Origin of the sequence: Salinimicrobium terrae DSM 17865 (assembly GCF_000424665.1) — a bacterium.
Lineage (GTDB): Bacteria > Bacteroidota > Bacteroidia > Flavobacteriales > Flavobacteriaceae > Salinimicrobium > Salinimicrobium terrae.
The window spans coordinates 85,180-107,051 of record NZ_AUKI01000016.1; the positions used below are offsets into that span (position 1 = coordinate 85,180).

Annotated in this window: 22 protein-coding genes; 17 read left to right on the top strand and 5 right to left on the bottom strand. The window is 40.8% G+C overall.

Going from position 1 to position 21,872, the window contains the following annotated elements; all coding sequences use genetic code 11:
- Positions 1 to 17 precede the first annotated feature (17 nt).
- From H148_RS0105750 to panC, 3 genes are read right to left on the bottom strand one after another with little or no spacing between them, the layout of a single operon-like run.
- Entirely contained in the window at positions 18 to 983 is a 966-nt protein-coding gene (locus H148_RS0105750; protein WP_029033957.1) for a lysylphosphatidylglycerol synthase transmembrane domain-containing protein, read from the bottom strand.
- A gap of 3 nt (positions 984 to 986) precedes the next feature.
- Positions 987 to 1,337 (bottom strand): aspartate 1-decarboxylase, encoded by a 351-nt coding sequence (gene panD / locus H148_RS0105755; RefSeq protein WP_029033958.1) that lies wholly within the window; start codon positions 1,335 to 1,337, stop codon positions 987 to 989.
- A gap of 4 nt (positions 1,338 to 1,341) precedes the next feature.
- Entirely contained in the window at positions 1,342 to 2,190 is an 849-nt protein-coding gene (gene panC, locus H148_RS0105760) for a pantoate--beta-alanine ligase (protein WP_029033959.1), read from the bottom strand.
- A 106-nt stretch (positions 2,191 to 2,296) separates the two neighbouring features.
- Here panC and H148_RS0105765 point away from each other — a divergent pair, with 106 nt between their 5' ends.
- The 5 genes from H148_RS0105765 (at position 2,297) to H148_RS0105795 (ending at position 9,017) form a co-directional block, all read left to right on the top strand.
- On the top strand, positions 2,297 to 3,106 hold the full coding sequence (locus H148_RS0105765) for a glycogen/starch synthase (RefSeq protein WP_029033960.1): 810 nt from the start codon (positions 2,297 to 2,299) through the stop codon (positions 3,104 to 3,106).
- Between the two features lie 15 nt (positions 3,107 to 3,121).
- On the top strand, positions 3,122 to 4,687 hold the full coding sequence (gene bamH, locus H148_RS0105770; protein WP_029033961.1) for a BamH family beta-barrel-assembly machinery protein: 1,566 nt from the start codon (positions 3,122 to 3,124) through the stop codon (positions 4,685 to 4,687).
- Positions 4,688 to 4,690: 3 nt separating this feature from the next.
- Complete coding sequence (gene glmS, locus H148_RS0105775) at positions 4,691 to 6,538, top strand: glutamine--fructose-6-phosphate transaminase (isomerizing) (protein ID WP_029033962.1); 1,848 nt, start codon at positions 4,691 to 4,693, stop codon at positions 6,536 to 6,538.
- 596 nt (positions 6,539 to 7,134) lie between these two features.
- Positions 7,135 to 8,646 (top strand): F0F1 ATP synthase subunit beta, encoded by a 1,512-nt coding sequence (gene atpD, locus H148_RS0105790; RefSeq protein ID WP_029033964.1) that lies wholly within the window; start codon positions 7,135 to 7,137, stop codon positions 8,644 to 8,646.
- A gap of 80 nt (positions 8,647 to 8,726) precedes the next feature.
- The gene (locus H148_RS0105795; protein ID WP_029033965.1) at positions 8,727 to 9,017 is read left to right on the top strand and encodes a FoF1 ATP synthase subunit delta/epsilon; all 291 of its coding nucleotides are present in this window, start codon (positions 8,727 to 8,729) and stop codon (positions 9,015 to 9,017) included.
- 459 nt (positions 9,018 to 9,476) lie between these two features.
- Here the strand turns inward: H148_RS0105795 and H148_RS0105800 are convergent, their stop codons facing one another.
- Positions 9,477 to 11,249, bottom strand: coding sequence for a M61 family metallopeptidase (locus tag H148_RS0105800; RefSeq protein ID WP_029033966.1), 1,773 nt, complete (start codon positions 11,247 to 11,249; stop codon positions 9,477 to 9,479).
- Positions 11,250 to 11,550: 301 nt separating this feature from the next.
- Here H148_RS0105800 and H148_RS0105810 point away from each other — a divergent pair, with 301 nt between their 5' ends.
- Genes H148_RS0105810 through mnhG form a run of 7 tightly spaced genes read left to right on the top strand, consistent with a single transcriptional unit; the run spans position 11,551 to position 17,286 of the window.
- Positions 11,551 to 13,869: a putative monovalent cation/H+ antiporter subunit A gene (locus H148_RS0105810; RefSeq protein WP_029033967.1), complete on the top strand. Its 2,319-nt coding sequence runs from the start codon at positions 11,551 to 11,553 to the stop codon at positions 13,867 to 13,869.
- Positions 13,870 to 13,873: 4 nt separating this feature from the next.
- Entirely contained in the window at positions 13,874 to 14,287 is a 414-nt protein-coding gene (locus H148_RS0105815) for a Na+/H+ antiporter subunit B (RefSeq protein WP_029033968.1), read from the top strand.
- A 3-nt stretch (positions 14,288 to 14,290) separates the two neighbouring features.
- Complete coding sequence (locus H148_RS0105820; protein ID WP_029033969.1) at positions 14,291 to 14,644, top strand: Na+/H+ antiporter subunit C; 354 nt, start codon at positions 14,291 to 14,293, stop codon at positions 14,642 to 14,644.
- The gene (locus tag H148_RS0105825; RefSeq protein ID WP_029033970.1) at positions 14,641 to 16,149 is read left to right on the top strand and encodes a proton-conducting transporter transmembrane domain-containing protein; all 1,509 of its coding nucleotides are present in this window, start codon (positions 14,641 to 14,643) and stop codon (positions 16,147 to 16,149) included. The genes H148_RS0105820 and H148_RS0105825 overlap by 4 nt, the downstream gene beginning before the upstream one ends.
- 5 nt (positions 16,150 to 16,154) lie before the next feature.
- Positions 16,155 to 16,631 carry a Na+/H+ antiporter subunit E gene (locus tag H148_RS0105830; RefSeq protein WP_029033971.1) on the top strand — a complete coding sequence of 159 codons (477 nt, stop codon included), beginning with the start codon at positions 16,155 to 16,157 and terminating at the stop codon, positions 16,629 to 16,631.
- Complete coding sequence (locus H148_RS0105835) at positions 16,628 to 16,906, top strand: cation:proton antiporter (RefSeq protein WP_029033972.1); 279 nt, start codon at positions 16,628 to 16,630, stop codon at positions 16,904 to 16,906. Before H148_RS0105830 ends, H148_RS0105835 begins: the two co-directional genes overlap by 4 nt.
- Complete coding sequence (gene mnhG / locus H148_RS0105840) at positions 16,903 to 17,286, top strand: monovalent cation/H(+) antiporter subunit G (RefSeq protein ID WP_029033973.1); 384 nt, start codon at positions 16,903 to 16,905, stop codon at positions 17,284 to 17,286. The genes H148_RS0105835 and mnhG overlap by 4 nt, the downstream gene beginning before the upstream one ends.
- Here the strand turns inward: mnhG and H148_RS0105845 are convergent.
- Positions 17,283 to 17,732, bottom strand: coding sequence for an MgtC/SapB family protein (locus tag H148_RS0105845; protein WP_029033974.1), 450 nt, complete (start codon positions 17,730 to 17,732; stop codon positions 17,283 to 17,285). The genes mnhG and H148_RS0105845 overlap by 4 nt on opposite strands.
- A gap of 24 nt (positions 17,733 to 17,756) precedes the next feature.
- Here H148_RS0105845 and H148_RS0105850 point away from each other — a divergent pair, with 24 nt between their 5' ends.
- The 5 genes from H148_RS0105850 to H148_RS0105870 all read left to right on the top strand — a co-directional run bounded on the left by H148_RS0105850 (position 17,757) and on the right by H148_RS0105870 (position 21,848).
- On the top strand, positions 17,757 to 18,896 hold the full coding sequence (locus tag H148_RS0105850) for an aminotransferase class I/II-fold pyridoxal phosphate-dependent enzyme (RefSeq protein WP_029033975.1): 1,140 nt from the start codon (positions 17,757 to 17,759) through the stop codon (positions 18,894 to 18,896).
- Complete coding sequence (locus tag H148_RS0105855; RefSeq protein ID WP_029033976.1) at positions 18,893 to 19,306, top strand: putative signal transducing protein; 414 nt, start codon at positions 18,893 to 18,895, stop codon at positions 19,304 to 19,306. The genes H148_RS0105850 and H148_RS0105855 overlap by 4 nt, the downstream gene beginning before the upstream one ends.
- Positions 19,303 to 19,932, top strand: coding sequence for a dethiobiotin synthase (gene bioD / locus H148_RS0105860; protein WP_029033977.1), 630 nt, complete (start codon positions 19,303 to 19,305; stop codon positions 19,930 to 19,932). The genes H148_RS0105855 and bioD overlap by 4 nt, the downstream gene beginning before the upstream one ends.
- Positions 19,922 to 21,196, top strand: a complete 1,275-nt coding sequence (gene bioA / locus H148_RS0105865) for an adenosylmethionine--8-amino-7-oxononanoate transaminase (protein WP_029033978.1) — start codon at positions 19,922 to 19,924, stop codon at positions 21,194 to 21,196. Before bioD ends, bioA begins: the two co-directional genes overlap by 11 nt.
- Before the next feature lie 64 nt (positions 21,197 to 21,260).
- Positions 21,261 to 21,848, top strand: coding sequence for an SET domain-containing protein (locus tag H148_RS0105870; RefSeq protein WP_029033979.1), 588 nt, complete (start codon positions 21,261 to 21,263; stop codon positions 21,846 to 21,848).
- The last annotated feature ends 24 nt before the right edge of the window (positions 21,849 to 21,872 follow it).

Below are 21,872 nucleotides of genomic sequence, written 5' to 3' on the forward strand. Positions count from 1 at the left end.
CTAAAGCAATATAGATATTATTTCTTTTGATTGTAAAGAGGAAGAAATAAGAAGGAAAGTCCGCCAAGGATTACTACCATCAAGGTCTGTGAACCCCACATGATCCACCCGAATGCTTCCCCTGCGGGTTGGTTGATTCCAAAAAGCAGCAGTACGGCTCCCATTGCAATAGGATAAACACCAATTCCTCCGTTAGTAGTGGTTATGGCAAAAGTGCCTACAATAAAAGCAGCCATGAAGCCAGCCATTGATAGAGAGTGAGTTTCGGGAATAGCAAATTTTATAACATAAAACATCAAAAGGTACATTGTCCAGATGAAGATGGTATGAAAAATAAATTCTTTTTTCTTTTTCATCCTCACGATACTGCGCATTCCTTCCAGAAGACCACGTGCAAAATCCTTAATTTTAACCATTAAAGGATGGCTGGATCTTCTAACCAGGTTGAGAAGAGCAACACCAATAATGATCAAAAGAAGAAATATACCTATTGAAATAAATGGATTGATATCGTTATCCTGAAAATAATTGATTAAACCTTCAGTTTGAATAAGAAATCCGAAGGTAGAAATTAATAAAACCATAGCCAGGTCTGCAATTCTTTCAGACACTATGGTGCCAAAAGCCTTATCAAAAGGGACTTTTTCATAGCTGGAAATAGTTGCACCCCGCAGCACCTCTCCCGATCTTGGCACCCCAAGGTTAGCGAGATATCCCACCATTACGGCCATAAAACTATTTGCCAGTTGTGGCTTATAACCCAGTGGCTCTAACAGGAATTTCCAGCGGTAAGCCCGGGAAAGATGTGATAAGATTCCGAAAAAAACACTTAAAATAACCCATTTTTGATCGGCAAGAAGAATGTTGTTCCATAATTCCTCGCGTTCTGCGGGAGTTGCACTGCTAAGGGAATACCAAATCAAAAAAACTCCCAGTAACAGAGGGAGGAAAGTTTTTGAAAATCTTAAAAGCTTTTTCTTCAAGAGTTAATTGAGGAGGTTTGTTTCTTCGTTAGGAAAAACCAGAGAAGGCTTAAAGTTTTTAGCTTCTTCAATATCCATGATAGCATAAGTAATTAGGATCAACACATCTCCTTTTGCCACTTTTCGTGCGGCAGCCCCGTTTAGAGTGATCTCACCGCTATTGCGGGGTCCCGGAATGGCGTAGGTTTCCAGCCTTTCCCCATTATTATTATTCACGATCTGCACTTTTTCACCCTCAATTATGTTGGCTGCATCCATAAGATCTTCATCAATAGTTATACTGCCGATGTAGTTAAGATCGGCCCCCGTAACTTTTACCCGATGAATTTTTGACTTTACAACGTGGATTTGCATACTGCTAATTTAAAGCTATATTATCAATTAACCTTATGTCACCAGCATAGGCAGCAATAAAGGCTCTATATTTTTTGTTTATTTCTTTTTCCTGAATACTCACCAGGTCCTCTGCATTTGCTATTTCAAAGTACTCCAGGACAAGGCCGGGTTGAGATTCAAATTTTTCTGTAACCCATTTACTCATCTCTTTTGCACTTTTTGTGCCAAATTCCTCTTTTACCTGTTGCAGGATTTGGTAAATAATAGCTGCTGTTTGTCGTGCTTCGGGGCTTAGCCTTTCATTACGGGAGCTTCTGGCCAATCCATTGGGTTCCCGGTAAATTGGGCAGCCAACTACTTCAACGTTCAGGCCCTGTTTTTCTACCAGTTTTTTAATGATCTGTAACTGCTGATAATCTTTTTCTCCAAAAAAGGCTTTGTCGGGTTCAACAATTTCAAATAATCTCTTAACAATGGTTCCCACCCCATTGAAATGACCTTCCCGGTATTTCCCTTCCATTTGATATTCCAGCCCATCAAAGGAGAATTTTTCCGAAGATATTCGATCTCCGTACATTTCTGAAGATGGAGGAGAAAAGACAATAACTTCTCCACTAATTTGTTCAATTTGCTCAACATCCTTTTCCAGGATGCGCGGGTATTTCTGAAGATCGTCCTGATTATCAAATTGAGTAGGATTGACAAAAATACTTACTACAACCTTATCACATGTGGAAAGCGCCAGTTTAATTAAAGAGAGATGCCCCTCGTGTAATGCTCCCATTGTGGGAACAAAACCTATACTTTGCCGGGCCTTTTTTAAAGCTTTAACCTGCTTCTTTAGAGCTTCCTTCTCCTTTAAAATCTGCATCTTATTCCAAAATTAAGGGCCTGCAAACTTAATATAATACTGGCAATCTGCATAAAATTTTGTATTTTTGCGTGTTTTTATTTTACAACAGCATTAAAGTGATCCTATGAAAGATAAGAGGATATTATACGTATCATCTGAAGTTATTCCCTACTTACCCGAAACAGAAATTTCATCTATGTCTTTTGAAGCACCGCGAATGGTTAATAACCAGGGTGGGCAAATACGCATTTTTATGCCGCGTTTTGGGAACATCAATGAAAGGAGGCATCAACTTCATGAGGTTATAAGACTTTCTGGTATGAATCTGGTCATCAATGATCTCGATATGCCGCTTATCATTAAGGTGGCGTCAATTCCAAAGGAGAGGATGCAGGTTTATTTTATAGATAATGAAGATTATTTTAAAAGAAAAGCCACACTTACAGATGAAGAGGGGAATCTGTTCCCAGATAATGACGAAAGAGCTATTTTTTTTGCTAAAGGGGTCATTGAAACTGTAAAAAAACTTAACTGGTCACCAGATATTATCCATGTAAACGGGTGGTTGTCTTCCCTGCTGCCGCTTTACCTTCGCAATTATTACGGGAATGAACCTTTATTTAGTGAGGCAAAAATTGTGACTTCGGTGTACAATCAGGATTTCGAAGGAACGTTAGATAATCAAATGCACAAGAAAGTTTTATTTGACGGTCTTGAGAATGAGCAGGTAAAACATTTGAAAAAGCCAAACTACGTAAATCTTATGAAAACAGCTGTAGATAATTCAGACGCTGTTGTTATTGCAGGGGATAACATTCCTGATGAACTAAAAAAATATTTGAGTAAACTTGCTAAGCCAGTCTTAGGCTATAAGAACCGGGAAGAATTTGCCCAGGCTTATCAGGAATTCTATACCAAACAGGTACTATCTTAATTAGAAAAAATTCGAATGAATTTAAAGAATACGATGTTGAGATTAGCAACAGTTGTAGCTGCTGCTTTTTCATTAATTGCTTGCGAAGACGACTTTGATGCCGTAGGCAGCAGTGTTATTGGAGAACCCGGCTTTAATGCCGATCTTTATGATGATGCGTTGCTCACTGCACGCTCTTATGATCTGCCCCCCGTGCAAACCAATAATTTACCGCTTAATCTTCTGGGGGTTTATAGTGATGAAGTATTTGGCATCCAGGAAGCCAGTGTGCTTTCTAACCTGTTGCTTACTACAGCTAATCCATCTTTTGGAACCGAGCCGGTAATTGACAGTGTTGTTCTTGCAATCCCTTACTTTTCACATGAAATCGTCGAGGATGAGGAAGTGAAATATGCTCTTGATTCCATCTACGGCAATTCTCCGATTAAACTTTCAGTTTATGAATCGGGTTACTTTTTGAATACCTATGATCCTGAATCAGATTTTGAAGAGGCTCAGAAATATTATTCTAATCTGGAGCCCCAGATCATGAGCTTTGCTAATCCTGATACTCTCTACGAAAACAAAAGCTTTATTCCTTCGGCTGAAGAAAGAGAAGAATACACTGTAGATGCAGCAGGCGAAACCGATACTGTCACAATGGCGCCTGCCCTTAGGTTAAAACTGGACAATAATTTTTTTCAGAGTAAGATCATTGATAAAGCAGGAAGTTCAGACCTGTTGAACCAAGGTAATTTTAGAAATTATTTTAGAGGTCTTTACTTGAAAGCCGATGAGATTGACAATAGTGGTACGATGATGCTGCTTGATTTGCTGCATCCAAATGCCGGTATTACAATTTATTACAGAACTAAAGTGATAGATGCAACCGATGCTGATGAGGATGATGACGTAGAGGAAATGATCGAAGTTAGAAGGTCCTATACCTTGAGGTTTGGTGGGGTAAGGGTAAATACTTTTGAGCAGGAGGTCCCCCAGTTTGATAGTGAAAATCTTTATTTGAAAGGAGGGGAAGGTTCTATGGCAATTATTGATCTGTTTTCCGGTCCGGATGCCAATGAAGACGGAGTTTCTGATGAACTGGAATTCTTAAGGGAAAATGATTGGCTTATCAACGAAGCGCATCTTGAGTTTTATGTAAACCGTGATTACATTAGTGACGTCAATGAAGCCGAAAGGGTTTACCTGTACGATTTAGAGAATAATTCAATATTAGCCGATTATATTCTGGACACCCCGGGAAGGCCTAATCAAACCTCTTCGGGTGTAAACAATCGTCATTTGGAGCCTTTAAAAAGAGACGAAGACGGTAATGGAATTAGCTATAAAATTAGGATTACCAACCATATTGACAAGCTTCTAAACAGAGATTCTACCAATGTGAAACTGGGATTGGTGGTAACGCAAAACGTAAATTTAATTTCTCCTTATAAAGTGCTTCCGGCTGCAAACCCGGAGGTAGAAAGTGTTCCCGGTGGTGCCCTGCTTACTCCGGAGGCGACTGTTCTTTACGGACCAAATGCAGAAAATCAGGATAAGCGCCTCAAGCTAAATATTTATTATACAGAACCAAAGAATTAGAATATGTGTGGAATAGTAGGATATATTGGTCACAGGGAAGCCTATCCCATTGTGCTAAAAGGACTCCAGAGACTGGAGTATAGAGGATATGACAGTGCGGGAATAGCACTTTATGATGAAAAAGAATTAAAAGTAAGCAAGACAAAAGGAAAGGTTGCCGATCTTAAGGCAAAGATGGAGAGTGAAGTCGATACTTCAGGAACTTTGGGAATTGGTCACACCAGGTGGGCAACTCATGGTGTACCAAATGACGTGAATTCCCATCCTCATATCTCAAATTCCGGAAATCTTGTGGTCATTCACAACGGGATTATTGAAAATTATGAAAGTCTTAAAAAAGAACTGACAAAGCGGGGTTACAAATTTGAATCTGATACAGATACAGAAGTACTGGTTAACCTTATCGAAGATGTTATTCTTAAGGAAAAGGTTAAACTTGGAAAGGCGGTTCAAATTGCTCTCAATCAAACAGTAGGTGCATATGCCATTGCTGTTTTTGACAAAAGTAAACCTAATGAGATTGTGGTGGCTCGTCTGGGAAGTCCATTGGCTATTGGCGTTGGTGATGATGAGTATTTCATAGCATCAGATGCTTCTCCCTTCATCGAATTTACCAACAACGCCATTTATCTTGAAGACGGTGAAATGGCAGTAGTAAGACGTCACAAAGGGGTGAAAGTGAGAAAGATTTTTGATGACTCCCTTGTTGATCCTTATATACATGAGTTGCAACTCAATTTGGAGCAAATAGAAAAAAATAATTTTGATCACTTCATGCTCAAGGAGATCTATGAGCAGCCAAGTGCTATAAAAGATACCTACCGCGGAAGATTACATGCAGAAGAAGGCATTATTCGTATGGCAGGAATTGATGATAATCTTGAGCGTTTTCTCAATGCCCGTCGAATAGTCATCGTAGCCTGCGGAACTTCATGGCATGCAGGACTGGTCGCCGAATACATTTTTGAAGATCTTGCCCGAATTCCTGTAGAAGTTGAATATGCATCTGAATTCCGGTACAGGAATCCAATTATTAATTCAGATGATATTGTTATCGCTATTTCCCAAAGCGGGGAAACGGCCGATACCATGGCAGCTATAAAACTTGCAAAAGAAAAAGGAGCTTTTGTGTTTGGAGTTTGTAACGTGGTTGGATCTTCCATTTCCAGAGAAGCTAATGCCGGAGCATACACTCATGCAGGTCCCGAAATTGGCGTGGCTTCAACAAAAGCGTTTACCACTCAAATCACAGTGCTTACTCTAATAGCTTTGAAACTTGCTAAAGCTAAAGGCACAATTTCAAATACAGATTATCATATGCATCTGCAGGAATTGGAAACTATCCCGCAGAAGATAGAGATAGCTTTAGAAGAAAATGACCATATCAAAGAAGTTGCTTTTAAATATAAAGATGCCCGTAATTGCCTCTACCTGGGCCGTGGCTTCAACTTCCCGGTTGCTTTGGAAGGAGCTCTCAAACTTAAGGAGATTTCCTACATTCACGCTGAAGGTTATCCTGCTGCCGAAATGAAACACGGGCCTATTGCTCTTATTGATGAAGAGATGCCGGTAGTGGTCATAGCCACGAGAAAAGGACACTATGAAAAGGTGGTGAGCAACATTCAGGAGATTAAATCCAGACAAGGGAAGATCATTGGAATTGTAACCGAAGGTGATACCAGTGTGCGGGATCTTGCGGATTACGTGATTGAAGTACCCGATACAATTGAGGCTCTTACGCCACTTTTAACAACGATACCATTGCAGTTGCTGTCATACCACATTGCAGTAATGCTTGGGAAAAATGTGGACCAGCCCAGGAATTTGGCGAAATCGGTAACGGTGGAATAGTAATAGGATCAAGCTTAGAAATAGAACAAAATAAATAAAAAAGAACGCCATTAAGCGTTCTTTTTTATTTAGCAGTTAATTATTAGAGGTTTTTTAATAAAAATCCATTTGATCTGAATTCTCTTTATGCCTTTTATACTTATATACTTAAGGGTTGGAGACAGGAAATGAGTGATTATCAGAGAAAGTAAAAGAGCAAAACTTTTTTTCAAAGCAGGAAAAAAGAAATCAAGTGTTCCATATATATTTAAGTAAATAATAATGAAGAGAATAATCCGGAAAAAAGATGTATCTGTAATTTTTATCATGTTTTACTTTTCTGGCTTCTGGAACCCAAAAATTGTTTTTAAAGATAGACATTTTCCCGTTGTAAGGCCTTATGGAGGAATCAAAAATGTCTTTTTTAGGAAATATTTTTCCGAAGCAAAACTTCGACAGCCTGCTTTCCTAAAAAAGTTATTATTTCTCTTATAGACTTTTATACAAAAAAACTATCTTTGCAGCCTGAAAAAGGCAATGGCTTTTTATCATTTTGAAAAAGTTGTTAGAGGTTCTTTTTTAGTTATTTATAAAAAAACAATATAAAGGAATAGATAATGTCTAAAGTTACAGGTAAAGTTGCACAGGTTATCGGTCCTGTTGTTGACGTAAAATTCGACACAGAGAATGCTGAACTGCCAAGGATCTTTGATTCTCTTGAGATTGCCAGAAAAGATGGATCAATATTGGTTCTAGAGGTACAATCTCATATTGGTGAGGACACAGTAAGAACAGTTTCTATGGATTCTACCGATGGTTTGAGCCGTGGAGTCGAGGTTCTTGCAACAGGAGCTCCAATCCAAATGCCAATTGGAAAGGAAGTGTTTGGTCGTTTGTTTAACGTGATAGGGGATGCAATCGATGGCCTTGGAAACCTGCCGAAAGCAAATGAAAAAGGACTTCCCATTCACCGTGAAGCGCCTAAATTTGAAGACCTGTCTGTTTCTACAGAAGTATTATATACCGGGATCAAAGTTATCGATCTAATCGAACCTTACGCAAAGGGAGGTAAAATTGGCCTTTTTGGAGGTGCAGGGGTTGGTAAGACTGTATTGATACAGGAATTGATTAATAACATTGCAAAAGGTCACGGTGGTCTTTCTGTATTCGCAGGAGTAGGGGAAAGAACACGTGAAGGAAATGATCTTTTGAGAGAGATGCTTGAATCAGGTATTATTAAATACGGAGATGATTTTATGCATTCTATGGAAGAAGGAGGATGGGATCTTGAAAAAGTTGATAAAACAGCTTTACTTGATTCAAAGGCTACCTTCGTTTTTGGGCAAATGAATGAGCCGCCGGGAGCACGTGCACGAGTTGCCCTTTCTGGGCTTACCATTGCTGAATACTTCCGTGATGGAGCCGGGGAAGGACAGGGGAAAGACGTACTTTTCTTCGTAGATAATATTTTCCGCTTTACACAGGCAGGTTCTGAGGTATCTGCACTTCTTGGACGTATGCCTTCTGCGGTGGGTTATCAGCCTACACTTGCAACAGAGATGGGTGCGATGCAGGAGCGTATTACCTCTACCAAGAGTGGGTCCATTACCTCTGTTCAGGCCGTATATGTACCTGCAGATGACTTGACCGACCCTGCACCTGCTACTACTTTCGCTCACCTTGATGCAACAACGGTACTTTCACGGAAAATTGCCGAACTTGGTATTTACCCTGCGGTGGATCCACTTGATTCTACTTCAAGAATTCTTACTGCTGATATTCTGGGAGCAGATCATTACGATTGTGCACAAAGAGTGAAAGAGTTATTACAGCGATATAAAGAACTTCAGGATATTATTGCCATCCTTGGTATGGAAGAACTTTCTGAAGAGGATAAACTTGCAGTGTCACGTGCCAGGAGAGTACAAAGATTCCTTTCTCAGCCGTTCCACGTAGCCGAGCAGTTTACAGGACTTAAAGGAGTTCTTGTAGATATTAAAGAAACAATCAAAGGTTTCAACATGATCATGGACGGGGAACTTGATCATTTACCCGAAGCTGCTTTTAACCTAAAAGGTACTATCGAAGAGGCTATTGAAGCCGGGGAGAAAATGTTAGCAGAGGCCTAAGCAGAGAAATCCCAATAAACAAATTCCAAAAGTAGGTGCTATTGGAATTTGGGATTTGAAATTTGTAATTTTTGAAAATTATGTATTTAGAAATAGTTACTCCTGAAGCAGTTTTACTCAGTGCAGAAGTTGATTCGGTAAGTGTGCCGGGAGTGGAAGGGCAGTTCCAGATGTTGAACAATCACGCCCCAATCGTTTCGGTGCTTGCAAAAGGTGAGATCAAGGTATTTACTCATTCTCATCCGGTGAGTTCAGATGATCTTGCTAAGAGCTTCAAAAGGGATGCAGGAGACAGTAAAATCCTCATTCTTTCCGTTGATGGTGGCGTTGTTGAAATGAAAGACAATAAAGTCATCGTTCTGGCCGACTAAGCTTAAAGAAATTTTTAATAGGAAAACCTGTTGTGAAAGCAACAGGTTTTTTTAGGTTTTATTTATTTCATTCGACTAATGCCGCTCCTCCGGAGCTCCTTAATTCGAGGTAATTTTTTTACCTATAAATATTTCGCTCCTCTGGAGCTACTCCTAAATATTGGGCTAAATCCCAGAGGAGATAGAATTTAATCCTCCGGCTAAAGCCGTAGGCAATTCATGTTCCTATTGTACAAAAGTGACTCAATTCTGGACAATTTGAGCCTCAGAGAGGCGGCATGTTTATAGGAGAAAATCATAGTATAAGGATCAAGCTCCAGAGAAGCGATTTATACATCCGTCCTAAAATTCGCTTTGAATAAATCTCCATGAACTTGAGGCAGTGGAGAAGATGGTATTCAAAAATGTGTTTTAGCCCAAGCTAACGGCTAACCGCTAATAGCCAACAGCTTAAATTTTTTATTTAGCCGACAACCATTCCTCCCTCGCCGCAACAGCCTTTGGTGAAGCATTTTCATCAATGGTTATTTTATAAATAGGATCTTCTTCTAAAATGACAATTTTCTTCATCTTATTGCCGTGACGTTCAATTTTCAGCTCAAGAGTATCTCCCGGACTATATTTTTCCAGTTCCTCTTTCCAGGAATTCTCAGTTGTCAGGATATTTCCATTGATCGAGATAATTTTGTCTCCCTTGCCAAGACCTGCTTTGTAAGCAGGAGTCTTTCTCTGAGGATTACCGCTTATAAAAAAACTGTCTTCGTCACTTGTTAGAGAGGTGCCAAAAAAGGCATTTTCTGAATCTCTTTTTATTTGCAGACCAACGTCGGCAAAGAGTTTTTCATAATCTAGCATTTTGCTGTTGTAGATATAGTTTTGAAAGTAATTTTCAGCAAATTCCTTTCCGGCGTAATTGGTTAAAGCTCTTTCCAGATCTTCCAGGTCATATGGAATTTCCGGTTCGCCGTAGGTTTCCCACATCAGTTGCATGAATTCATCCAGGTTGTGCCCTTTTTGACGTAGCTTTAAGTCGAGTGCCAGGCCGAGCATGCTTCCGTAGGAATAATATGAAATGAAGGTGTTTTCCCTATTTACAGGATCAATGGAAGCGGCTGCATCAACAAAGGGCGCCTGATAACTCATCTCTACCGGGCTGAAGTAATCCCTGGCCGGAGAATTCCAAACGTAATTGAAGGTGCCGTTGAGACTTTTGGCGTATTCTTCCGGGGTGTAGATTCCGGCGCGAGCCAAAGTAAGGCCGGTGTAGTAACTGGTAAAACCTTCGGCGAACCACAACAATCCGCTCATATTGGCTTCAGTGAAATCAAATGGCTCCAGAGATTCAGGACGAATTCTCTCCACGTTCCACGCATGGAAGAATTCGTGTGCTACTGTTCCAATATTCCGCTCCATTCCGCCTTCTGCCAATGGTAGCGAACTGGTAAGGATTGTGCTGTTTCTATGCTCCATGCCGTCACCGGAAACGTTTGGCATATAACAGGCCAAGAAAACATACTTATCAAAATCAAACTCCGGTAATTCTTCAAAAATCGCTTTTTGCTGCCTCACAATCTCCTTTACCTGTTCCCAATATTCAACAAATTCCTGCTCGGTCCCCGGATGATGTAAGATAAATCTTATCAATTCTCCATCAAGTTCAAACTCCCTGCTGTCAAAATTGCTGATCTCGGTTGGGCTATCCATAAAGTAGTAAAGATCTGGAGCGTAATATTTGTTCGCTTCGAGCTGCTTCAGCTGGGTTGCTATTTTCCATTCAGGGTGATGTTGGGTGTTAAAAGTGATTTCTACAGGACGTTCTTTTAGAGATTCAGAATACATAAAAGTCGCCGGAATATTGAGATGAGCATGAGTTTGATCTATTTGTGTATAAGTGCCATCGGCACGGTTTCCGAAGAGAATATATTCCAGGTTCACTGTGCCGTCATGTCCTGTAATAGTCCAGGAATAGGGGTCGGGACGAATGATCTCCAATTTTTCTCCTTTTGAGTTTGTAGCTTTTACTCCGTAAACATTCTTTGCGAATTCATGCAAGGCATAGCGACCGGGAGAGGTGCGACTCATTCGTACCGTAAAACTATCCTGCTCAAGATCGGGAAAATAGACCTTTACGTTTGCCTCGTGATGTTCAGCGTTTTCAAAGGAAATGTTATAGGTATTAGTCTGGCCAAAACAATAGGAAGTAAAAAGAAGAAAAAGAGCTAAGATTCGCATGATTATTTTTTTTGCTGAAAATAGAAAAATTTCTGCAGACCGCTGCTCCTGAAGTGACTATGGTATTTGAGCAGGAACAGGAACTTTTATTTTTGGCAAAGTAACTGAGTTTCAGAACTAAATATTTCTGCTGCAGAAGCTGCAAATTTTATAAATATCAAAAAATGATATTTCTATCCGAATTTTTTCCTGAAGAATTTGGATCAAATTTCAAATTCAGGGTTAGTAAAAAGACTTCAGGGGTTTAAATCCTCAGTTTTTCCTGCTATATTTGTGTTTCCAGATTATTTGAACGTTCCCTATGCTTACAGCTATACTTTCAGGTTTTATCTTTTCCATTTTTCTGGTCTTCGCCGGAAAGTTTTTTAAAGGTAAACTTGCTGTACTTTCTTCGCTCGTTCCGCTCGCATTGTTTATTTATTTCCTGTCGTTTATCCCACAAGTGGCTAACGGTGAAGTAATACGACAAAGCCATGAGTGGGTCCCCAGTCTAGGGCTTAATCTGGATTTTGCCCTGGATGGGCTTTCCCTCTTATTTTCTCTTTTGATCACGGGAATCGGATTCCTTGTATTTGCTTATACCGCAGCATATTTAAAAGGACATGATTACCTTGATCGATTTTATGGCTATTTGGGTATGTTCATGGGTGCTATGCTGGGGCTGGTGCTGAGTGATAACCTTCTCTCCATGTTCATATTTTGGGAACTTACGAGTATTAGTTCCTTTTTCCTGATTGGTTTTAATAATACAAGTGAAGCCTCTCGAAAATCGGCTGTACTTGCACTTGCTATCACAGGTTCCGGAGGGTTTTTATTGCTGGCAGGCGCTCTCTTACTTGGTGGGGTGGCAGGCACTTACAGTATTTCTGAAATGGTTGGTCTTAGCGATACCATTATCCAGAGTGAATACTACGTCTGGATCGTCATTCTGATATTTGGCGCAGCTTTTACAAAATCGGCTCAGTTCCCCTTCCATTTCTGGCTTCCGGGAGCGATGAAAGCACCAACGCCTGTCTCCACCTACCTTCACTCGGCGACCATGGTAAAGGCAGGAATTTACCTCTTGTTGCGATTTACACCTGTATTGGGAGGAGAAGACATCTGGAACACCACTCTTATTACAGTGGGCGGAATAACCATGTTCTATGCTGCTGTTCATACGCTTTTTAGGACAGATCTTAAAGGTGTGCTGGCTTATTCCACGATTTCGGTTCTTGGAATTTTAGTTTTTCTCATTGGTCTTGGTACCCAGTATGCTTTGACAGCCGCAGCTGTCTACATTATCGTTCACGCACTTTATAAAGCAACTTTGTTCCTGGTCACAGGAATTATCGATCATGAAACGGGAACACGTGATGTTACACGTCTTGCCGGATTACGAAAAGTGATGTTGCCTGTTGCCATAGCAGGATTCCTTGCCGCTTTATCAAGTGCAGGAATGCCTCCTTTTGTAGGCTTTGTTGGGAAAGACCTGGTCTACGAATCCACGCTTCAGATGGGTTCCTGGTCTGTAGTACTTACTGCGGTAGCCATTGCCACGAATATTCTTGTGCTGTATGCCGGTTTTGTCGCCGGAATTAAACCTTTTACAGGCAAACTACCTGAAGGTTTTTCAAAAGTTCACCTACCTGGTTTCCTTATGTGGCTTCCCCCGGTGATCCTGGCTGTACTTGGTTTGATCGTGGGTATTTTCCCCTCCTTTATTGATGGGCCCCTTGTGAAGCCCGTAGTCGATGCCGTAGGGATGGATGGAAGCGCAGTGCAATTAAAACTATGGCATGGCTTTAATTTAGTCCTGGGGTTAAGTGCTTTAACACTTGCTGTAGGATTTCTGCTGTACTTCTTCTTCAAGCCCTCTAAAAATAAAGAAAGAAAAATTGCCCGCTATGATTTTATGGCACCAATCACACTCATTACAGGCTTCGGGGATTCCTTTACAAGATTTTCAAACTGGTGGACCCGCATCTTTCAAAATGGATTTCTTCGGAATTATGTATCGACGATAATTCTCTTCCTGGTGGTTTTAGTGGGATATTCATTGTTTACAGATCACGACGGAATTCCTATAGACTTCTCTTCTTTTTCGAGGATGACTTATTATGAGATGATCATCATGGGAATCATGTTCCTGGCAATTATTTTTGTTGTGGGGGCGAGGTCGAGATTGACAGCCGTTGTTGCTATGGGTGTGGTGGGATACGCTATTTGTCTCATGTTTGTGATCTATAGTGCGCCAGATCTTGCAATGACTCAATTTTCCATAGATACTCTTACGGTAATACTATTTGTACTTGTCCTGTCAAGTTTGCCCAAGTATTTGTCAATTTCAGATTATAAGATGAAAGCTATTGATGGCGTCCTTTCTATTTCGTTTGGAATACTAATAACCCTTGTAGCCTTGGAAGTCCTTGGCGAACCCGTAGATAAGGAAATTAGTAATTATTATGCAGATAATGCCTACATCCTGGCTAAGGGTAAAAATGTTGTGAACGTTATCCTGGTAGATTTTAGAGGGGTTGATACTTTTATGGAAATCGCGGTATTAACAATAGCTGCTATTGGGGTTTTTAGCTTGTTGAAACTTAGGTTGAGAAGAGATGATAGGGAATTAAAAGACTAATAGGATGAAGACATTGATTTTACGTACCGCCTCAAATTATATGTTGCCGCTACTATTGGTATTTTCTGTATTTATACTACTGCGGGGTCATTATTTACCCGGCGGAGGTTTTGTAGGGGGATTAATTGCTTCTATTGCCTTTGTTCTCCATGCTTTTGCTAACGGGCTGGGAGATACACGAAAGTTATTAAAGTTTCATCCCGGTTTTCTAATGCCTGCAGGTCTCTCTGTAGCATTCCTTAGTGGGATCTCACCTATTATATTTACCGGTGAACCTCTAATGACGGGGATATGGTATCCGGATTCTCTGCCTATTGTAGGTAATTTGGGATCGGCTTTATTTTTTGACATTGGTGTTTATCTGGTGGTATTGGGAGTGACCCTAACCATAATTTTCTCAATTTCTGAATCTGCTTAAGCTATGGAAGTCCTTTTAGCCATCATAGTTGGAACTCTTTACGCTGCGGGCATTTATATGATCCTGAGACGCAGCCTGGTGAAGCTCATCATTGGGATCATCCTGCTGGGAAATGGAGCAAATCTGCTTATCTTCCTGCTTGGGCGCATAGCCAAAGGTGCACCCCCTATAATTCCGGGGGATTCAAAAGTTTTTCTGGAAGCGTATTCAGATCCGCTTCCGCAGGCCCTTATCCTTACTGCAATTGTCATAAGCTTTGGGCTTCAGTCTTTCGCCATTGTTCTTGTCAAAAGAGCACATAAAGTTGTGAAGACAGATGATCTTGATGAAATGAATGCAACAGACGAATACTCATGATCCAACAGTTAATCTTTTATCCCCTAATTGTTCAAATGCTCCTGGCGATCGTCCTGATGTTCGTTTGGAGCAGAATTGGCTGGCAGAGAGTAATAAGTATAGTTGGCAGCGTCCTTAACCTGGGAGTGGCTGTATGGCTCTTTATTTCAGTTTGGCAAAACGGCACCCAGGCCGTACAGGCTGGTAACTGGGAGGCACCTTTTGGAATTACATTTGTGGCCGATACTTTTGCGGCTACACTAGTCCTGTTGACTGCTATAGCAGGTTTGGCTGTTTCCAGTTTTTCAGCAGGTTCTGTAATTTCGCCACGTTTAAAATTTGGTTTTTTTCCCATTTTTCATTTTCTGCTACTGGGTCTTAACGGGGCCTTCCTTACAGGGGATATTTTTAACCTTTATGTGTGGTTTGAAATTATCATTATTACTTCCTTCGTGTTGCTTACGATTGGAGGAGAAAAAGCCCAATTGGAAGGGGCTGTAAAATATTTCACTCTAAACGTTTTGGCGTCAATAGTGTTTCTTACCGCTATTGCGGTATTGTATGGACTCACAGGAAGCTTAAATATGGCCGATCTCGCCTCTAAAGTAGCTGCTGTAGAGAACCGTACCCTGGTGCAAGTGAATGCGCTGCTGTTCCTGGTAGGCTTCGGAATAAAGTCGGCTTTGTTTCCACTTTATTTTTGGTTACCCGCATCCTATCACACGCCTCCTTCGGCAGTATCTGCGATCTTTGGCGGACTTTTGACCAAAGTAGGGGTGTATGCTCTAATTCGGGTCTTTACTCTCATCTTTGAAGTTGATCCATTTCTTGAGAATGTTCTGTTGGCCATTGCAGTCCTTACATTATTCAGCGGGGCGGTAGGAGCAATTGTACAGAACAACATCAGGAAGATCTTTTCATATCTCGTTATATGCCATATTGGTTATATGATTGCAGGTCTTGGGATGATGACTGAGGCGGCCATCGCCGGAGCTATCTTTTACATCATTCATGATATCATGGTTAAAACAAACCTTTTCATGGTTAGTGGTGTGATATATAAAATAAAGGCAAATCATAACATCAAGAAGTTAGGAGATTTTTATGCAGATCATCCAAAGCTGAGCCTGTTATTCGCAATACCACTTTTCTCTTTAGTAGGTATTCCTCCATTGTCTGGTTTCTGGCCTAAGCTTTCTTTAATTTCTGAAGGGTGGAATACTGAGAATTTTGCTGTGATCGCCGCAATTCTTTTTGCGAGCTTTATCACGCTATTTGTAATTGTAAAACTTTGGGGAGAAGTATTCTGGAAGACCGGGGCCAAGTTGCCTGAAGTGAGAAATTTTCCTTATTTTAATAAATTGAGCAAGTTCCGGAAGACTCAAATGCTGGCTCCTATAATTTTCCTGGCTTTTGTGACTCTTTATCTCGGTTTTGGCGCCGGGAATATTCAGTCCCTTGCCGAAAGGATAGCATTCGAGCTTATGGATAATCAGGAATATATAAACACGGTATTAAGAAAATAGAAGAAATGAAAAACCGGTTTTTAGCAAACTTACTTCTCACTTTTATCTGGGTAGCTCTTACCGGAGGCTTTACTTTTCCCAATATCCTGTTCGGATTTCTTTTAAGTTACTTCATTCTTTTTGTGGTCACCAGAGGTAGTGGTAGGGCCAGATATTTTCGCTTAGTCCCAAAGCTCGTTGCGTTTGTTTTTTACTTTTTGTACCAATTGTTAAAAGCAAATTTACAGGTAGCCTGGGAGGTGGGAACACCAAAATTGCACATGACTCCAGGAATTGTTGGAGTACCGCTGGATGTCAAATCAGATGCACAGATTACCCTTTTAGCCAATTTGATCACCCTTACTCCAGGGACTTTAAGTCTGGACGTTTCGGAGGATAAGAAAATTCTTTATGTTCACTCGATGTATATTACCAACAGGGAAGAATTTATTGGCGACATCAAGAATGGATTTGAAAAACGCATTTTAGAGATCTCTTCATGACATTAGATAGTTATTTATATTACGTGATTCTTCCTGTATTATCCCTTGCGATCCTACTGGTGTTTTTCAGGTTCGTTAAAGGTCCGAGTATATCCGACAGGGTAGTGGCAGTAGATCTTCTGGTGACTATTGGAATAGGAATAATTGCCGTCTACAGCATACTTTCCCATCAACCCACATTCCTGGATATAGCTTTGATCCTGGCTCTAATTGGATTTTTGGCTACTGTGGCATATTCATTTTACATTCAGAAACGAAAGAATAAAGACGAATGATAGATACAATTATTGGTATTATAGCAACTTTAGGAACTCTTTTCGTACTACTTGCGGGAGTTGGAATTCTGCGCATGCCCGACACTTATCTGCGTATGGCCGTGACCACGAAGGCTGCAACTTTGGGTATTGGCCTTATTCTGGTAGCCGCTGCTATTTATTTTAATGATCTTTCGACCACAACACGCGTATTGGCAGTAATAATCTTTATTCTATTGACAGCCCCTGTGGGTGCACATCTAATAGGAAAAGCGACTTATATTAAAGGTAATAAACTATGGGAAAAATCTGTAGTGGATGACCTGGCAGGAAAATACAGAAAAACCGGAAAGAACACCAGTCTGCCGCGCAATATGGATCATGAGCACAAGGAAAATTAATCATCAACCTTCTCTTCATCCTTATGACCAAAGAGTTTGGCGATAAACCTGTCTACGGGATTAAAAACTACATTTACAAAGACAATTATAACCACCAGTAAAAGTAACTCCGGATATTGACCAATTGCGGCCAGGCAACCGGCAGCGGCACTACACCAAACTGTAGCAGCAGTAGTAAGCCCTCTCACAATGGTTCCTTTATGCAGAATTACACCGGCCCCAATAAAACCTATTCCGGTAACTACCTGGCCAATAACACGCGTAGTATCGACATATTCGTCCCCTTCAAATGTGAGGGAAGTGAGAACAAAAACGGCAGCTCCAAGGGACACCAACGCATTTGTTTTAAGCCCTGCATTTTTATTGTGAATTTCCCGTTCGATTCCAATGAACATTCCGGCAATTAAAGCCGCACCAATTCTATATCCGAATTCAATTAGCTCCATATAATATTCTTAATTTAGCCTTCAATGTCGAAGTTACCACTAAAAATAAATAAAAGCCTCGAGAAGAGGAAAAGCAACGGATCCTTTAGAGAATTAAAACCATCTAAAAATCTGGTGGACTTTTCCTCAAATGACTACCTTGGTTTTGGCAACAATGAGAATATTCATAGAAGATCTCGTCAAATTTTAAAACAGAACAGTGCCTTGCTAAACGGTGCGGGAGGATCGCGTCTTCTTACAGGAAACCATATTCTCTATGCTTCGGCTGAAGAACTTGTGGCATATTTTCACAAAGCCGAATCTGCACTTATCTTCAACTCCGGTTATGATGCAAATCTTGGAATTTTTTCATCTGTGCCGGGGAAAGGAGATCTGATTTTATATGATGAGCTTATCCATGCCTCCATTAGGGATGGGATTAAATTAAGCGCTGCTAAAGCCACAAAATTTGCTCATAATGATCTCGAAGATCTCGGTAAAAAAATAAGCAGGCTCAAAAAAGGCATTTTAGGAGAGGTATATCTGGTGACCGAAAGTATCTTTTCAATGGACGGTGACTCCCCAGATCTTCATGCCCTTGTTGCTCTTGCTGAAGAAAAAGAATGTTTTTTAATTATTGATGAAGCTCATGCCGTAGGAGTAAACGGTGCCGGACTAATTGCTGAAGCTGATTTGCAGGAGAAGGTTTTTGCCCGGCTGGTGACTTTTGGAAAAGCTTTGGGAGCTCACGGAGCCGCTATTTTGGGTTCTAAAGAGCTGAAAAATTACCTGGTAAACTTCGCCCGAAGCCTTATTTACAGCACCGCTCTTCCTCCGCATTCCCTGTCCATAATCATTGCTGCATATGAGGAACTTCAGGGCGTTGGGATTTCAAAAATTGAGAATCTTCAGGAAAACATCGAATACTTTAAAGCTGAGGTGTCAAAAAGGGGCCTTCAGAAGCATTTTTTAGAGAGCGAATCGGCAATTCACTGTTGTATCCTTCCGGGGAATGAACTTGTAAGAGCGGCATCAGGTAAAATTGCGGAAAAAGGATTTGATGTGAGGCCAATTCTTTCGCCTACAGTGCCCGAAGGTTCCGAGCGGCTCCGGATTTGCCTTCACAGCTTTAATTCAAAAGCCGAAATAGCAGAATTGACCGAGGTCTTAAAAAATATATTATGAGTGAGATTTTTTCTACCGTTGCTGTGTTTCAATACTCGGCGGAAGCCCAGATCATCAAGGGTCGGTTGCAAGCTGAAGGAATCGAGACCTTTTTGGCCGATAATCACACTATAGACACAGATCCTTTGGTGAGCAATGCAATTGGAGGAGTAAAGCTTAAGGTGCATAAGAGAAACCAGGAGCAGGCTTTGCAAGTTCTGGGATCTATCAATAAATATTCTGTTGATGATGATGGGGAACAAATTTCCTGTCCTAAATGTCACGGCAAGAAGGTGGAGCTTTTCTCTAATATGAAAGGTTTGCAGTTCTTCTTCTTTCTTAGCCTCTCTTTCTTGATTTACGTCCTGCCAATGCGTATCAAGAGAGATTATTATTGCGCAACTTGTAATCACAAATTTAAGTTCAAATGAATCAGGCATATTTTATCACCGGGATTGGGACCGAAGTCGGAAAAACCATTGCCGCGGCAATAGTTACCGAGGCTCTTGAAGCCGATTATTGGAAACCCATTCAGGCTGGAGACCTGAATAACTCCGATACTCACAAGGTGAAAAAGCTTATTTCCAATAAGAAAACCGTTTTCCATGAAAATGCATTTGCTTTAAAAACGCCAATGAGTCCACATGCTGCGGCAGAGATTGATAAAGTGAAAATTTCAGCAAAAAAGATAAAGCAGCCAAAGACGAAAAATGCGCTGGTCATAGAAGGTGCAGGAGGCCTATTGGTGCCAATCAATGATATGGAAACGATCGCCGATCTCATAAAACCCGACCATAAAGTGATCTTGGTTTCAAGACATTACCTGGGCAGCATTAACCATACATTATTGACAGTGGAAGCTTTGAAAAGCCGAAACCTCACCTGTGCCGGAATTATTTTTAGTGGAGAAGAAAATTCTTCTTCAGAAGAAGTTATTAAAAAAATGACAGGCCTGCCGGTAATTGGCAGAATTGAACAGGAACCTTATTTCGATCAAAATGTCATTTTAGAGTATGCAGATAAATTCAGAAAAAAATTAAAGGAAAATGAAGATTGAGAATCTTTCGCAGCGGGATAAAAAGCATTTGTGGCATCCTTTAACACAGCATAAATTATCCGGCGATATGCTGGCAATAGTAAAGGCAAAGGGTGCAGTTTTGTATGACGAGCAGGGGAAGGAATATGTTGATGGAATTTCCAGCTGGTACACTGCAGTCTACGGTCATTGCAATGAAGACATCACGAACAAAGTTGCTGCCCAGATGCAGCAGCTGGACCAGGTGGTATTCAGCGGCTTCACCCACGAACCGGCTATTGCCCTTTCTGAGGCTCTTATCAAAATCCTTCCTGCCAACCAGGAGAAGCTTTTCTTTAGCGATAATGGTTCCACGGCCACCGAAGTGGGAATTAAAATGGCGTTACAATATCACCACAACCACGGTAGAAAGCGCAAAGTGATGCTGGCTTTTGAAGAAGGTTTTCACGGCGATACTTTTGGGGCCATGTCGGTTTCAGAGCTTTCTGTTTATAATGGGGCTTTTGAAGAACATTTTATTAAGGTACTGCGCTTGCCCGTGCCGGTAGGAGAGAACAACGCTGAAGTTTTAAACCTGTTCAAAAAATTTATTTCTGAAGAAAATCTTGCCGGCTTCATTTATGAACCTCTAATTCAGGGTGCCGCCGGAATGAAATTCGTGGATCCTGAAGGTTTAGACCAAATCCTTAAAATTTGTAAGGAGAACAAAATCCTGACAATTGCCGATGAGGTGATGACCGGCTTTGGAAAAACCGGGAAAAACTTCGCATCAGATTATTTGCAGAACAAGCCTGACATCATTTGTATGTCAAAAGCTTTGACGGCCGGTCTCTTGCCAATGGCGGTAACCTCCTGTACTGCGGAAGTGTTTAATGCCTTTTATTCAGATGAGCTTTCCAAAGGACTTTTTCACGGGCACACTTACACTGCGAATCCTCTGGCTTGTACGGCTGCATTGGCTGGAATAGAATTACTTACTTCCAAACAAATGCAGGAAAATATAAAACGGGTGATTGATTCACATAAAGCTTTTAAGAAGAGGATCCAGGGTCATCCAAAGGTTAAGAACACAAGGCACCTGGGAACCATAATTGCCTTTGAGCTCGACGTTAAAATGGAGCGTTATGGCAGTCTGCGTAACCGGCTTTTCGAACATTTCATGAGCCAGGGGATATTCCTGCGGCCTTTGGGAAATACTATTTATATTGCTGCTCCATACATTACTACAAATGAACAACTGGAGAAGATTTACCTCAGTATTGAGGCTGCCCTTGATAAATTTTAGAACCTTAAATTTTTTCTTTTTTCGCCCCTCAATTTTTGTATTTTAGAATGAAATTCAGAAGTATATGATGCATCCAGATACAGAAGTTCGTTTTATAAATGATGTCATTGGCTATGGCGTGGTGGCTAAAAGGTTCATTCCCCGTGGTACAATTACCTGGGTGCAGGATGATCTCGACCGGATCCTTACAGTAAATGAGGTGGAAAAAATGCACTCTAATGTACAGGAGCAGGTAGAAAAATATGCCTTTCGAAATAATAAGGGTCAACTGGTGTTGTGCTGGGATCTCGCCAAATACGTCAACCATAGTTTTAATGCTAATTGTCTTTCTTCAGCTTACGATTTTGAGGTTGCGGTACGGGATATTCAGCCGGGGGAGCAATTGACAGATGATTATGGTTATCTTAATATATCCGAGCCTTTTAAGGCGGTTGACGAGGGCACAGGACGCGATACAGTTTATCCCGATGATCTCTTAAAATATCACCAGAAGTGGGACAGACAACTTAAAGAGGCTTTTGAAGATTTTGAAGCGGTAGAGCAGCCGTTAAAACAATTTGTTTCCTCTGCCGTCCTTGAAAAGATCAAAACAAGTCTTGCGAAAAATGAGCCCCTGGATTCCATTTTAAATTTGTACTACGCAGAAAAATAATAGTCAGAGGATCCAAAAATGTAG

Excerpts from the sequence above, each read along its gene's own strand:
- H148_RS0105795 (WP_029033965.1), top strand. The coding sequence starts at position 8,727 with ATGTATTTAGAAATAGTTACTCCTGAAGCAGTTTTACTCAGTGCAGAA.
- H148_RS0105825 (WP_029033970.1), top strand. The coding sequence starts at position 14,641 with ATGATCCAACAGTTAATCTTTTATCCCCTAATTGTTCAAATGCTCCTG.
- panD (WP_029033958.1), bottom strand. The coding sequence starts at position 1,337 with ATGCAAATCCACGTTGTAAAGTCAAAAATTCATCGGGTAAAAGTTACG.
- H148_RS0105765 (WP_029033960.1), top strand. The coding sequence starts at position 2,297 with ATGAAAGATAAGAGGATATTATACGTATCATCTGAAGTTATTCCCTAC.
- H148_RS0105845 (WP_029033974.1), bottom strand. The coding sequence starts at position 17,732 with ATGGAGCTAATTGAATTCGGATATAGAATTGGTGCGGCTTTAATTGCC.
- H148_RS0105870 (WP_029033979.1), top strand. The coding sequence starts at position 21,261 with ATGATGCATCCAGATACAGAAGTTCGTTTTATAAATGATGTCATTGGC.
- glmS (WP_029033962.1), top strand. The coding sequence starts at position 4,691 with ATGTGTGGAATAGTAGGATATATTGGTCACAGGGAAGCCTATCCCATT.
- panC (WP_029033959.1), bottom strand. The coding sequence starts at position 2,190 with ATGCAGATTTTAAAGGAGAAGGAAGCTCTAAAGAAGCAGGTTAAAGCT.
- atpD (WP_029033964.1), top strand. The coding sequence starts at position 7,135 with ATGTCTAAAGTTACAGGTAAAGTTGCACAGGTTATCGGTCCTGTTGTT.
- mnhG (WP_029033973.1), top strand. The coding sequence starts at position 16,903 with ATGATAGATACAATTATTGGTATTATAGCAACTTTAGGAACTCTTTTC.
- H148_RS0105830 (WP_029033971.1), top strand. The coding sequence starts at position 16,155 with ATGAAAAACCGGTTTTTAGCAAACTTACTTCTCACTTTTATCTGGGTA.
- H148_RS0105820 (WP_029033969.1), top strand. The coding sequence starts at position 14,291 with ATGGAAGTCCTTTTAGCCATCATAGTTGGAACTCTTTACGCTGCGGGC.
- bioD (WP_029033977.1), top strand. The coding sequence starts at position 19,303 with ATGAATCAGGCATATTTTATCACCGGGATTGGGACCGAAGTCGGAAAA.
- H148_RS0105850 (WP_029033975.1), top strand. The coding sequence starts at position 17,757 with ATGTCGAAGTTACCACTAAAAATAAATAAAAGCCTCGAGAAGAGGAAA.
- H148_RS0105835 (WP_029033972.1), top strand. The coding sequence starts at position 16,628 with ATGACATTAGATAGTTATTTATATTACGTGATTCTTCCTGTATTATCC.
- H148_RS0105815 (WP_029033968.1), top strand. The coding sequence starts at position 13,874 with ATGAAGACATTGATTTTACGTACCGCCTCAAATTATATGTTGCCGCTA.
- H148_RS0105800 (WP_029033966.1), bottom strand. The coding sequence starts at position 11,249 with ATGCGAATCTTAGCTCTTTTTCTTCTTTTTACTTCCTATTGTTTTGGC.
- H148_RS0105810 (WP_029033967.1), top strand. The coding sequence starts at position 11,551 with ATGCTTACAGCTATACTTTCAGGTTTTATCTTTTCCATTTTTCTGGTC.
- bamH (WP_029033961.1), top strand. The coding sequence starts at position 3,122 with ATGAATTTAAAGAATACGATGTTGAGATTAGCAACAGTTGTAGCTGCT.
- H148_RS0105855 (WP_029033976.1), top strand. The coding sequence starts at position 18,893 with ATGAGTGAGATTTTTTCTACCGTTGCTGTGTTTCAATACTCGGCGGAA.
- bioA (WP_029033978.1), top strand. The coding sequence starts at position 19,922 with ATGAAGATTGAGAATCTTTCGCAGCGGGATAAAAAGCATTTGTGGCAT.